Here is a 12369-nt window from a genome sequence, read left to right on the forward strand (position 1 = left end):
CGACGTCCGCGGCCCGGCTTCCTTGCAGCGGCTCAAGACCCGCGCGCAATTCCAGGCCGTCCTCGCAGGTGCCACCGTGGCGCGCACTGCCCATTTCGCATTGCACCGCTGTGCGCTCGATGTTTCCGCATCGGGCGCTGCTTCGCTGTTTCCGTCCGATGAGGTCTGGCTGGGCGCCATGGTGCCCAAGCGCTGGGCACGCCGCGCGGTGACGCGCAACGCCATCAAGCGCCAGATCTACGCCGTGAGCGCCGCGCCCGGCGTTGTGTTGCCGCGTGCCGCGCACGTGGTGCGTTTGCGCGCCGGTTTCGATCGCAAGGTGTTCGTGAGCGCCTCCTCGGACGCGCTCAAGGCCGCCGTGCGCGCCGAGCTCCAGCAATTGCTGGCGCGCGCCGGACGTCCGCCAACCGCCCCTTCTCCTGCACGCGCCTCCGCATGAAACGCCTGCTGATCGGCCTCGTGAAGGGCTACCGCCTGCTGCTGAGCCCCTGGCTCGGGCAGTCGTGCCGCTTCACGCCGACCTGCTCCGTGTATTCGATCGAGGCGCTGGAAGTGCACGGCGCGCTCAAGGGCAGCTATCTGACTCTGTACCGCATCGCGCGCTGCCAGCCCTGGTGCCAGGGCGGCCACGATCCGGTTCCACCGAAATCACAGCGTCGCACTGACAAGTCAGGATCGCTGTTTTCGTCTCTTCTCTCCTCCGACAAGAAGTCTTCGTCATGAACGATATCCGCCGCACGATCCTGTGGGTGATTTTTGGTTTCTCGCTCGTGCTGCTGTGGGACCAATGGCAGGTCTTCAACGGCAACAAGCCGACCTTCCTGCCGTCGACCAAGCCCGCCGTCACGGCACCGGCTGCCGGTACCGCCACGAACAACGGCGTGCCGACCGCGGCTGCCGCGGCCGGTGGCACCGCAGGTGCCGTGCCCACGCAGGCGGCTCCGGCCGCGCCGCGTGAGCAGGTCGTGGTGACCACCGACCTGTTCAAGGCGACGATCGACAGCGAAGGCGCTACGGTCAACCACCTCGAACTGCTCAAGTTCGACGAAGCCGACCGCACCAAGCGCGTCGTGCTGTTCGAGAACGGCTCGCCCGCCACGCGTTACGTCGCGCAGACCGGCCTGCTGAACCCCGTCGCTGGCGAAGCCTTCCCCAACCACCTGACGGCCATGACGCCGAAGGCCGGTCCGCGCGCGATGGCCGACGGCCAGAACACGCTCGAAGTGAGCTTCGAAAGCGCCCCGGTCGGCGGCCTGAAGTACATCAAGACCTACGTGTTCAAGCGTGACGACTACGTCATCGGGGTGCGCCACGAAGTGGTCAACGTGAGCGACCAGCCGCGCGACGCGCAGCTGTACATGCAGCTGTTGCGCCACGGCACCGTGGCCGCCGGCACCATGTTCGGCACCAACACCTTCACCGGTCCGGCCGCGTACACCAACGAGAAGAAGTTCCACAAGCTCGACTTCAAGGACATCGCCAAGGGCAAGATCGAACCGCCGCCGCCGGCCAACGACGGCTGGATCGCGATGGTGCAGCATTACTTCGCGTCGGCATGGCTGCTCAAGGGCGACCCGGCCAGCGAACAGCTGCGCCGCGAATTCCGCGTGAAGGACCTGGGCGACAACCTCTTCACCGTCGCCATGGTGGCGACGCTGCCGAAGATCGCCCCGGGCGCCACGCAGGTCGTGAACAGCGCGCTGTTCGCCGGCCCCGAAGAAGAAAAGAAGCTCGAAGCCATCGCCCCGGGCCTGGACCTGGTGAAGGACTACGGCATCTTCGCGATCATCTCCAAGCCGCTGTACTGGCTGCTCACGCAGCTGCACGGCATCCTGGGCAACTGGGGCTGGTCGATCGTCGCGCTCGTGGTGCTGCTGAAGGCGGCCTTCTACTGGCTCAACGCCAAGGCGTACGCCAGCATGGCCAAGATGAAGGCCATCAACCCGAAGATCATGGAAATGCGCGAGCGGCTGAAGGACAAGCCGCAAGAGATGCAGCAGGAAATGATGCGGATCTACAAGACCGAAAAGGTCAATCCGATGGGCGGCTGCTTCCCCATCGTGATCCAGATTCCGGTGTTCATTGCGCTGTACTGGGTGCTGCTGTCGTCGGTTGAAATGCGCCACGCCCCGTGGATTGGCTGGATCACCGACCTGTCGGCACCCGATCCCTGGTACATCCTGCCGGTCGTGATGACGCTCACCTCGCTGTTCCAGACCTGGCTCAACCCGACGCCGCCCGATCCGATGCAGGCCAAGTTGATGTGGATCATGCCGCTCGCGTTCAGCGTGATGTTCATCTTCTTCCCGGCCGGCCTGGTGCTGTACTGGATCACGAACAACGTGCTGTCGATCGCGCAGCAGTGGTTCATCAACAAGCGACTGGGCGTGCTGGGCAAGTAAGCCAGCCGGCCACCGCCACCCGCCAAAGGGCCGCATCCGCGGCCCTTTGCTTTTTGCTGAAAGAATCGCGCTGTCATGACCCTCGCCCGCACCTCCGATCCCATCGTCGCCATCGCCACCGCCCCGGGGCGCGGGGCGGTCGGCATCGTTCGCGTGTCGGGTGCCAGGCTCGCGCCACTGGTCGAGGCGCTGTGCGCCCGGGCGCTCAAGCCGCGCGAAGCCACCTACCTGCCCTTTCGCGATGCGCAGGGCGAGCCGGTCGACCACGGCCTCGCGATTCACTTTCCGACGCCGCACTCCTACACTGGTGAAGACGTGCTCGAGCTGCAGGCGCACGGCGGCCCGGTCGTGCTGCAGCTCTTGCTGTCGCGTTGCCTCGAGGCCGCGGCTGAACTCGATCCGGCCACCAACCGCCCGCGCCTGCCCGGCCTGCGCGTGGCCGAGCCGGGCGAGTTCAGCCAGCGCGCCTTTCTCAACGGCAAGATCGACCTGGCGCAGGCCGAGGCCATTGCCGACCTGATCGATGCGAGCACCGAAGCGGCTGCGCGCAGCGCCGGGCGCTCGCTGTCGGGCGCGTTCTCGCGCGAGATCCACACGCTGCGCGACGCGCTGATCCACCTGCGCATGCTGGTCGAGGCCACGCTCGACTTCCCCGAGGAAGAGATCGACTTCCTGCAGAAAGCCGACGCCACGGGCCAGCTGCAACGGCTGCAGGCACAGCTCACCGCCGTGCAGTTGCGTGCCAAACAAGGCGCGTTGCTGCGCGAAGGCATCAAGGTGGTGATCGCGGGCCAGCCCAACGCGGGCAAGAGTTCGCTGCTCAACGCACTGGCCGGCGCCGAGCTGGCCATCGTGAGCGCCATCGCGGGCACCACGCGCGACGTGGTCTCGCAGACCATCCAGATCCACGGCGTGCCGCTGCACGTGGCCGACACCGCCGGCCTGCGCGACAGCACCGACGAGGTCGAACAGATCGGCGTGGCGCGCGCCTGGGGCCAGATCGAAAGTGCGGACGCCGTGCTGTTCCTGCACGACCTCACGCGCGCCGACCAGCCCGACTACGCCGCCGCCGACGCCGAGATCCTGGCGGGCCTGCGGCGCAAGCTGCCGGCGAGCGTGCCGGTGCTCGATGTGTGGAACAAGCAGGACGCGGCATCGATGACCGCGCCGCCGGCCGAAGGCATTGCCCTGTCGGCCAAGACCGGCGCGGGCATCGAGGCGCTGCGCGACCAGCTGCTCGCCATGGCCGGCTGGCAGGCCGTGCCCGAGGGCGTCTACCTGGCGCGCGCGCGCCACGTGCAGGCGCTGGCCCGGGTCGAGACGCACCTTGCGCTGGCGGCCGCCCACCTGGCGGCGCAGGCGCAGCTGCTCGATCTGCTGGCCGAAGAGCTGCGGCTGGCGCAGAACGCGCTCAACGAGATCACCGGCGAGTTCGGCGCGGACGACCTGCTGGGTGTCATCTTTTCGCGCTTCTGTATCGGCAAATAGCGACACATGCGTGCGCTTCGCTGAGGAAAGCGTAAACAGTTGTAGCCGAACCTCGGGGCCTTCGCGGATACTTCGGATCACTTGCGGGGGTCGAGAAAAACATGTCCATCCAGAACCTGAGCCGCTCCATTGCGGAGAACCCGAGCGCCGACGCGTTCGCGCTGACCTTGAGCGTCGCGCAATGGGACACGCTCGCGGGCTACTTGCAGCCCATCGAAACAGCCATCGGCGACGTGCTGATCTCGCAGGGCACGCACGATCGTTCGGTGTACTTCGTCGAAAGCGGCGCCATCAGCGTGCACCGCGTCAGCAGCAAGGAGCAGATGCGCCTGGCCGTGCTGTCGCCCGGCTCGGTGGTGGGCGAAGGCTCGTTCTTTTCGCGCGAGCCGCATGCGGCCAACGTGGTGGTCACGGGCGCGGGGCGCGTGTGGCGCCTCACGGCCGTGCGGTTCTCCGAGATGTCGAACCGCCAGCCCAACACGGCGCTGGACATCGCGATGGCGCTCGGCGCCGTGATCGCCAAGCGCATGGCGCACCGCTCCAAGCGGGTGGCCGTCACCTGAGCTGAGCCTTCCAGCTCGCCGCGCGCTGCCAGCCGCTGCACAACAACAAGAACAAGTCTTCGTTTCCGATCCTGAGAATTGCTGGTGAGCCATGGCCTTGATCTGCCCGGTCTGTGACGCGGACAACCGCGACGGTGCCAACTTCTGCAGAAGCTGCGGTGGCCGGCTGTCGGCCGCCGACCGCGTGCCACCCCCGGCACCGAGTCCTGCCGACCGCGAATGGGCCACCACCGCACCGGCTCAGTTGCGTGCGCCGACCATTCCGGCGCCGCTGTTCGATCCCGCCGAGTCGAAGCGGTCATCGTCGTCTGCGTCCCACGGCTGGATGCCCGAGCCGCCGCCACCACCGCCGTCGGTGGATGAACGAACCGTGATCGTGGTACCGGGGCGCGGAGGCGCCGCATCGTCCTTGCCTCCCTCCCCACGGGTCGACCGGCCAAAGACGCGGATCAAGGTCAAGCGCATCAAGCCGCCCGAACCGGTACTGCGCCCGCGCGGCATCGGTCTGTGGCTGGGGCTGCTCATCGTCGCGCTGCTGCTGGTGGTCGCGGGCTGGCTGGGCTATGGGACCGACAACAAGGCGCCCGAGCTGGCTGTGGCTCCGCCTCCTGCAGCTGCGCCAGCGCCGGTCGTGGCGCCGCCAGCAGTCGAACCACCACCCGTTGCGACCGAGCCCGCGCCGCCCGTGACCGAACCGCCGTCCGCAGAAGCGGTCGCCGAGCCAGCCGAAGCTGCTCCCAAGCCAACGCCCGTCGCGAAGCCGCGCAAGCCGGTGACACCTCCCACGCCGACGCCCCAGGGCCCGCCCGCCGCCGCGCCTGTGGCGGCCGCCCCGGCACCCGCGCCCGCAACACCGTCCCCGCCGGCCGATCCGCAAGCTCAATGCGGCGACCGCAACTTCATCGCCAAGGCGCAATGCATGGCGGTCCAGTGCGTGAGGCCCGAATACAAGTCGCACGCGCAGTGCGAAGCGGTGCGCCGTCAGCAGCGCATCGACGAAGAAAAGCGCAACCCGTCGCTCTTGAACTGAGTGTGCGCCCGCGCCGGCAGCCTCAGCCTTTCTGCAGTCGCTCGATGGCAATCGCCAGCGCGGCGGGCTTGCCCGACAGCACCAGGGTGTCGCCGTCCGACAGCAGCGTGTCGTCGTCCGGCACGCGCGCCTGACCGTCCTGGCGGCGCAGGTTGGCCACGCGCACACCCAGCGTCGGCAGCGCCATCCGTCCCAGCGTCTGGCCGATGGCGCGTGCGCCCGGCGTGAGCGTGAAGCTGTTCAGCCGCTCGTGATCGATCTCGTCGGCGTTGTCGTCGTCGGCGCCGTGGAAGTAGCCGCGCAGCAGGTTGTAGCGCGCGTCGCGCTGGTCCTGCACCACGCGGATCACGCGCCGCATCGGCACGCCGACCAGCGCCAGCGCATGGCTCGCAAGCATGAGCGAACCCTCGATGGCCTCGGGCACCACCTCGGTCGCGCCGGCGGCCTGCAGTTTCTCGAGGTCGTGGTCGTCCTGGGTGCGCACGATCACCGGCACGTGCGCCGCGTGGGCGCGGGTGTTGGCCAGCACCTTCATCGCGCCCCCCACGTCGAGGTAGGTGACGACCACCGCGCTGGCGCGCGCCAGGCCCGCCGCCATCAGCGCCTGCAGCCGGGCCGCGTCGCCGAACACCACCGAATCGCCGGCCGCAGCGGCCTGGCGCACGCGGTCGGGGTCGAGGTCGAGCGCCATGTAGGGAATGCCTTCGCGCTCCAGGATGCGCGCCAGGTTCTGGCCGCAGCGCCCGTAGCCGCAGATGATCACGTGCTGCGCGGTGTTGATGGTCTTGCGCGCGATGCTCGTCATCTGCAGCGACTGCTGCAGCCAGTCGCTGGCCACCAGCTTGCGCACGACGGCGTTGCTGTACATCACGATGAAAGGCGTGGCCAGCATCGACAGCACCATCGACGCCAGCACCGGGTTGGCCAGCCACGGCGGCAGCAGGCTGCGCTCTTGCGCGAGCGTGAGCAGCACGAAGCCGAACTCGCCGGCCTGCGCCAGGTACAGGCCGGTGCGCAGCGACACGCCCGAGGTCGCGCCCAGCACCCGCGCCAGCACCGTCACCAGCCCCAGCTTGAACAGCAACGGCACCAGCAGCAGCACGGCCACCAGCAGCCAGCGCTCGACCACGATGTGCCAGTCGAGCGACATGCCGACGGTGATGAAGAACAGCCCCAGCAGCACGTCGTGGAAGGGGCGGATGTCGGTCTCGACCTGGTGCTTGTATTCGGTTTCCGACACCAGCATGCCGGCGATGAAGGCGCCCAGCGCCAGGCTCAGGCCGGCCAGCTCGGTGAGCCAGGCCAGGCCCAGCGTGATCAGCAGCACGTTCAGGATGAAGAGCTCTTCGCTGCGCCGCCGCGCCACCAGCGTGAGCCACCAGCGCATGATGCGCGGCCCGCCGTAGAGCAGCAGGCCGATGAGGAAGGTCGCCTTCACCAGCGCAAAGCCCAGCGCCTTGGCCAGTGCTTCGGGCGGCGCACCCAGGGCGGGAATCAGCACCAGCAGCGGCACCACGGCCAAATCTTGAAACAGCAGCACGCCCATCACGCGCTTGCCGTGCTCGCTCTCCAGCTCGAGCCGCTCGGCCATGAGCTTGACCACGATGGCGGTGCTGCTCATGGTGAGCGCGCTCGACAGCGCCAGCGTGGTCTGCCACCCCAGCTGCCAGGCCGGCGGCAGCTGCGTGGCAATGAGCAGCGCGCCGACGGTGGCCAGCGCCATGGTCAGCAGCACCTGCAGCAGGCCCAGCCCGAACACGTGCTTGCGCATGGCGCGCAGCTTGGGCAGGCTGAACTCGAGCCCGATCACGAACATCAGGAACACCACGCCGAATTCGCCCAGGTGGCGGATGCCTTCGGTCTCGGTGCTTCCCGTCAATGCAAACGCATGCGGCCCGATCAGCACGCCGGCCGACAGGTAGCCCAGCATCGGCGGCAGCTTCAGCGACCGGCAGGCCACCACGCCGATCACCGCGGCCAACAGATACAACAGCGTGAGATCGAACGAAGACATAGGCGCCGATGCTAGAGCAATGTCCGTGCCCCGGGCTTCCCCGGGCCATGTGATCGCCGACCGCGCCCGCCTCGTAAAATCCGGCGATGAGCTCCCGCCCCGCCCCGACCCCCATGGTCGACCCCGAAGCCATCCTGGCCCGGGCACGCGTCACATTCGACATCGAAGCCGAAGCCGTCCTCGGCCTGAAGGCCCGCGTCGGTCCGAGTTTTGTCGAGGCCGTGCGCAAGATTCTTGAAGTGCGCGGCCGCGTGGTCGTGATGGGCATGGGCAAGAGCGGCCATGTCGGCCGCAAGATCGCCGCCACCCTCGCCTCCACCGGCACGCCCGCGATGTTCGTGCACCCGGCCGAAGCCAGCCACGGCGACCTCGGCATGATCAAGTCGGTCGACCTCGTGCTGGCCATCTCCAACAGCGGCGAGGTCGACGAACTCACCGTGCTGCTGCCGGTGGTCAAGCGCCAGGGCGTGCCCCTGATCGCCATCACCGGCCGTGCCGATTCCACCCTGGCGCGCCATGCCGACATCGTGATCGACGCCGGCGTCGCCAAGGAAGCCTGCCCGCTGAACCTCGCGCCCACCGCAAGCACCACCGCGCAGATCGCCATGGGCGACGCGCTGGCCGTGGCCCTGCTCGACGCGCGCGGTTTCGGCTCCGAAGACTTCGCGCGTTCGCATCCCGGCGGCGCGCTGGGCCGCAAGCTGCTCACCCATCTGAGCGACGTCATGCGCTCGGGCGACGAGGTGCCGTGCGTGCCGCCGACGGCCACCGTCAGCGAGCTGATGCGCGCGATGAGCATCAAGGGCTTCGGCGCCGCTGCGGTGGTCGAGCCCGACGGCCGGGCGCTGGGCATCTTCACCGACGGCGACCTGCGCCGCCTGATCGAAGCCGGCGCCGACCTGCGCACGCCCAAGGCGGCCGACATCATGCACCGCGACCCGCGCACCATCCGCGTCGACGCGCTGGCGGTGGAGGCGGCCGAACTCATGGAGCAATGCGGCATCACCCGCCTGTTCGTGATCGACAGCGCGGGGGTGATCGTCGGCGCGGTGAACACCAACGACCTGATGCGCGCGAAGGTCATCTGATGCCGCTTGATTTCCAGGCCGAGACCCTGCTGGCCGCGCAAGATGTGCGCATCGTCTTCTTCGACATCGACGGCGTGCTGACCGACGGCGGCGTGTACTTCACCGAGCACGGCGAGACGCTCAAGCGCTTCAGCATCCTCGACGGCTACGGCCTCAAGCTGCTGCGCAAGGCCGGCATCACGCCGGCCGTGATCACCGGGCGCGACTCCAAGCCGCTGCGCGTGCGGCTCGAGGCGCTGGGCATCGAGCACGTGCGCTACGGCACCGAAGACAAGCTGCCCGCCGCCGAGGCCATGCTGAAGCAGCTCGGCTTCACCTGGGCGCAGGCCGCCGCCATCGGCGACGACTGGCCCGACCTGCCCGTGCTGACCCGCGTCGGCTTCGCGGCGGCGCCGGCCAACGCGCACGCCGAGGTGCGTGCCGTGGCGCGTTATGTCACCACCGCGCGCGGCGGCGAAGGCGCGGCGCGCGAATTCTGCGACCTGCTGCTGACGGCCTGCGGCCAGTACCGCCCGCTGCTCGACGCTGCCTTGGGACCCCGACCATGAGCCCGCAGCTGCGACGCGCCTGGAACCTCACGCGCGATGTGCTCGACCGCAGCACCATCTACCTGCCGATCATCCTGATGTTCGGCGTGGCGCTGGGCACCTACTGGCTGGTGCGCAACGCGCCCAAGCTGCTGGAGCCCACGGTCAAGGCCGCGCCCACGCACGAGCCCGACTATTTCATGCGGGACTTCGTCATCAAGAACTTCCTGCCCAACGGCGACCTGCGCAGCGAGCTGCACGGCGTCGAGGGGCGGCATTACCCCGACACCGACACCATCGAGGTCGACCAGGTGCGCATGCGCTCGATCTCGCCCGAGGGGCTGGTCACCCGCTCGTCGGCGAACCGGGGCTTGTCGAATGCCGACGGCAGCGAGATCCAGCTGTTCGGCAACGCCATCGTGATCCGCGAACCGGCGGTCAGCGCGGGCGGCAAGGCCACGCCGCGGCTGGAGTTCCGCGGCGAGTTCCTGCACGCGTTCCTCGACACCGAAAAGGTGAAGTCGAACAAGCCGGTCACCCTCATTCGCGGCAGCGACCAGTTCGTCGGCGATTCGCTCGACTACGACAACCTGAGCGGCGTGGCCAACCTCACAGGCCGCGTGCGCGGCATGCTGGTGCCGTCGGCCGCGGCGGGCAAGCCGCGCTGAGCGGCTGCAATACAAAAACAAGCTCCCGGGAGACGACCGATACATGACCACCGCCGCACCGCTCGTCTTCATCACCGGCGCTTCCAGTGGCATCGGCCAGGCTTTGGCCGCGTCTTTCTACGACGCGGGCTACCGGCTGGCGCTGGTCGCGAGGCGCACGGGCGAGATCGAAACCTGGGCCACGGGCCGCCAGTTGGACGCGGGCCGCTACCAGGTCTACGGCGCCGACGTGGCGGACACCGACAGCATCGTGGCCGCCGGTGCCGACTGCATCGCGCGCCAGGGCGTGCCCGATGTGGTGATCGCCAACGCCGGCATCAGCATCGGCATCGACACGGCCGATCGATCGGACCTCGACGTGCTGGCGCGCACCTTCGCCGTCAACAACGTGGGGCTGGCCGCCACCTTCCATCCCTTCGTGCAGGCCATGGTGCAGCGCGGCAGCGGGCGGCTCGTGGGCATCGGGAGCGTTGCGGCCATCCGCGGACTGCCGGGGCACGGCGCCTACTGCGCGAGCAAGGCCGGCGTGGTCGCGTACTGCGAGAGCCTGCGCGGGGAGTTGCGTACCAGCGGTGTGAAGGTCGTCACGCTGTGCCCGGGCTACATCGACACCCCGCTGACGCAGGGCAACCGCTACGGCATGCCCTTTCTCATGCAGCCCGAAGACTTTGCGGCCCAGGCGCTACGGGCCATCGAGGCCGGCACCAGCTACCGCGTGATTCCGTGGCAGATGGGCGTGGTCGCGAAGGTCATGCGCCTGCTGCCCAATGCCGTGCTCGATCGCGCGGTGCAGGGCCGGGCGCGCAAGAAGCGCAGCGGCGAAGCCTGAACTGCTGCGTCGCTGAGCAGTGGCGCGCAGCCCAAAAAAAAGGCTCCCGAGGGAGCCTTTTGTGTTTGTGTGCCGTGAGGCATGCGAAGAAGTGAACGGGGGTCAGTACCCACCGTTGCCGCCACCGCCGTAGCCGCCACCACCGCCGCTGCGACCACCGCCGCCACCGCCACGGGGACCTGCGCCGTAGGGGCTGCGGAAACCGCCATCGCCACCACCGCCGCCGCCGCCCGAACGACCACCACCGCCGCCGCCGTAGCCGCCGCCACCACCGGAACGGCCACCGCCGCCACCACCGTAGCCGCCACCACCACCGCCGTAGCCACCGCCACCACCGCCGCCATAACCACCACCACCGCCGCCGTAGCCGCCACCACCACCGCTGCGGGGCGGGCGTGCTTCCATGGGACGTGCCTCGTTGACGACCACGCTGCGACCACCCAGGGGTTGGCCGTTCATGCCGTTGATGGCGGCCTGTGCTTCCGCGTCACTGCCCATCTCGACAAAGCCGAAGCCCTTCGAGCGGCCCGTGTCGCGCTCCATCATGACCTTGGCGCTGGTCACTGCGCCGAACTGGCCAAAGGCCTGTTCGAGATCACCGTCGCGCACCGAGTAAGGCAGGTTGCCGACGTAGAGTTTGTTGCCCATCAAGGGACTCCTATAAACACATCAAGAAAAGCGATGGAGTCCCGAAAGCATCACTCAAACGAGAGCCGCCGAGCCGCGCGAAACTGACCGATCACCGAGTTGCTCCCTCCCAAAATCAAGAGGGAGGCTCGTGCATTATGGGTGAAATATCAAAAAAGCAAGCATGAATTTGCGTCCTGAGGTAGCGACTTTTGAAGCCAATAGAAGTTAGCGCACGCCTACCTGTTTGAGCCGGGGGAATTGACGATGCGGCTACAATTTGCGGGTCATTGGGGAGTAGCCGCCTTCCGCTTACGAGAAGGGCCCGCGTCAACAGACTTGTCCTTGCCCCACGAGGACATGGCGCGTGCAGTGAACACACCTGGCGAGACCTTTGACCGCACAACTTCGGGAATATGGCCGAAGGTGTTGTGCGGTCAATTGCGTCCTTCGGCCCAAGGAACCCCACATCTCTCATGGAAGCTTTTCTCGTTGCAACGGGCGTGGTCGCGCTCGCCGAAATGGGCGACAAGACCCAACTCCTGGCCCTTTTGCTGGCCGCGCGTTTCAGGAAGCCCTGGCCGATCGTGCTCGGCATCTTCGTCGCCACGGTCGTCAACCACGCGTTGGCCGGCGCGGTCGGCAACTACATCACGCGCTGGCTCGGCCCCGAGGTGCTGCGCTGGATTCTGGGCGGCTCGTTCATCGCGATGGCCGTCTGGATGCTGATTCCCGACAAGCTCGATGAAGACGACGCCCCCGGCGTCTCGAAGTTCGGCGTCTTCGGCACCACCGTGATCGCCTTCTTCCTGGCCGAGATGGGCGACAAGACCCAGATCGCCACCGTCATGCTCGCCGCCCGCTTCACGCAGGACTACGCCTGGGTCGTGGTCGGCACCACGCTGGGCATGATGCTGGCCAATGCGCCGGTCGTCTGGCTGGGCGACAAGATCGTGCGGCGCGTGCCGATCAAGCTCGTGCACGGCATCTCGGCGGCGATCTTCCTGGTGCTGGGCGTCGTGATGATCGTCGGCTGGTAGCAGGAAAAAGTCACGGGGCTATACTTGCCGGGCGCCGATTTGCTTCAGCTTGCGGGCGCTTTATAAATTCTGCTAAAGACGGCTGCCGAACCC

13 protein-coding genes and 1 riboswitch are annotated in these 12369 nt (G+C 67.9%); of the genes, 11 read left to right on the forward strand and 2 right to left on the reverse strand.

The genetic code is table 11. The features are described from left to right. The first annotated feature begins 22 nt into the window (after positions 1–22). The 6 genes from CY658_RS13525 to CY658_RS13550 all read left to right on the forward strand — a co-directional run bounded on the left by CY658_RS13525 (position 23) and on the right by CY658_RS13550 (position 5483). On the forward strand, positions 23–439 hold the full coding sequence (locus CY658_RS13525; RefSeq protein ID WP_101490702.1) for a ribonuclease P protein component: 417 nt from the start codon (positions 23–25) through the stop codon (positions 437–439). Further along, entirely contained in the window at positions 436–723 is a 288-nt protein-coding gene (yidD, locus tag CY658_RS13530) for a membrane protein insertion efficiency factor YidD (protein ID WP_101490703.1), read from the forward strand. Before CY658_RS13525 ends, yidD begins: the two co-directional genes overlap by 4 nt. Then, positions 720–2402, forward strand: coding sequence for a membrane protein insertase YidC (gene yidC, locus CY658_RS13535; RefSeq protein ID WP_101490704.1), 1683 nt, complete (start codon positions 720–722; stop codon positions 2400–2402). The genes yidD and yidC overlap by 4 nt, the downstream gene beginning before the upstream one ends. 75 nt (positions 2403–2477) lie before the next feature. Further along, entirely contained in the window at positions 2478–3890 is a 1413-nt protein-coding gene (gene mnmE, locus CY658_RS13540) for a tRNA uridine-5-carboxymethylaminomethyl(34) synthesis GTPase MnmE (RefSeq protein ID WP_101490705.1), read from the forward strand. 101 nt (positions 3891–3991) lie between these two features. After that, on the forward strand, positions 3992–4453 hold the full coding sequence (locus tag CY658_RS13545; RefSeq protein WP_101490706.1) for a Crp/Fnr family transcriptional regulator: 462 nt from the start codon (positions 3992–3994) through the stop codon (positions 4451–4453). Positions 4454–4544: 91 nt separating this feature from the next. Then, the gene (locus CY658_RS13550; RefSeq protein ID WP_101490707.1) at positions 4545–5483 is read left to right on the forward strand and encodes a zinc ribbon domain-containing protein; all 939 of its coding nucleotides are present in this window, start codon (positions 4545–4547) and stop codon (positions 5481–5483) included. Between the two features lie 22 nt (positions 5484–5505). Here CY658_RS13550 and CY658_RS13555 read toward each other — a convergent pair whose 3' ends face one another. Beyond that, positions 5506–7497, reverse strand: coding sequence for a monovalent cation:proton antiporter family protein (locus CY658_RS13555; RefSeq protein ID WP_101490708.1), 1992 nt, complete (start codon positions 7495–7497; stop codon positions 5506–5508). Positions 7498–7583: 86 nt separating this feature from the next. Here CY658_RS13555 and CY658_RS13560 point away from each other — a divergent pair, with 86 nt between their 5' ends. Genes CY658_RS13560 through CY658_RS13575 form a run of 4 tightly spaced genes read left to right on the forward strand, consistent with a single transcriptional unit; the run spans position 7584 to position 10609 of the window. After that, on the forward strand, positions 7584–8585 hold the full coding sequence (locus CY658_RS13560; protein ID WP_101490709.1) for a KpsF/GutQ family sugar-phosphate isomerase: 1002 nt from the start codon (positions 7584–7586) through the stop codon (positions 8583–8585). After that, complete coding sequence (locus CY658_RS13565) at positions 8585–9133, forward strand: KdsC family phosphatase (RefSeq protein WP_062473615.1); 549 nt, start codon at positions 8585–8587, stop codon at positions 9131–9133. Before CY658_RS13560 ends, CY658_RS13565 begins: the two co-directional genes overlap by 1 nt. Continuing rightward, the gene (lptC, locus tag CY658_RS13570) at positions 9130–9780 is read left to right on the forward strand and encodes an LPS export ABC transporter periplasmic protein LptC (RefSeq protein WP_180838945.1); all 651 of its coding nucleotides are present in this window, start codon (positions 9130–9132) and stop codon (positions 9778–9780) included. Before CY658_RS13565 ends, lptC begins: the two co-directional genes overlap by 4 nt. Positions 9781–9823: 43 nt before the next feature. After that, a complete protein-coding gene (locus CY658_RS13575) occupies positions 9824–10609 on the forward strand; it encodes an SDR family oxidoreductase (protein ID WP_101490710.1) in 786 nt (261 codons plus the stop codon). A 102-nt stretch (positions 10610–10711) separates the two neighbouring features. Here the strand turns inward: CY658_RS13575 and CY658_RS13580 are convergent, their stop codons facing one another. Beyond that, complete coding sequence (locus CY658_RS13580) at positions 10712–11257, reverse strand: RNA recognition motif domain-containing protein (RefSeq protein ID WP_101490711.1); 546 nt, start codon at positions 11255–11257, stop codon at positions 10712–10714. A 259-nt stretch (positions 11258–11516) separates the two neighbouring features. Next, positions 11517–11703: riboswitch (yybP-ykoY riboswitch) on the forward strand. A gap of 9 nt (positions 11704–11712) precedes the next feature. On the opposite strand from CY658_RS13580, the gene CY658_RS13585 reads away from it, so the two are divergent. Next, positions 11713–12276 carry a TMEM165/GDT1 family protein gene (locus CY658_RS13585; RefSeq protein ID WP_101490712.1) on the forward strand — a complete coding sequence of 188 codons (564 nt, stop codon included), beginning with the start codon at positions 11713–11715 and terminating at the stop codon, positions 12274–12276. Positions 12277–12369: the final 93 nt, after the last annotated feature.

Source organism: Variovorax sp. RO1 (assembly GCF_002849325.1).
Taxonomy (GTDB): Bacteria; Pseudomonadota; Gammaproteobacteria; order Burkholderiales; family Burkholderiaceae_C; genus Variovorax.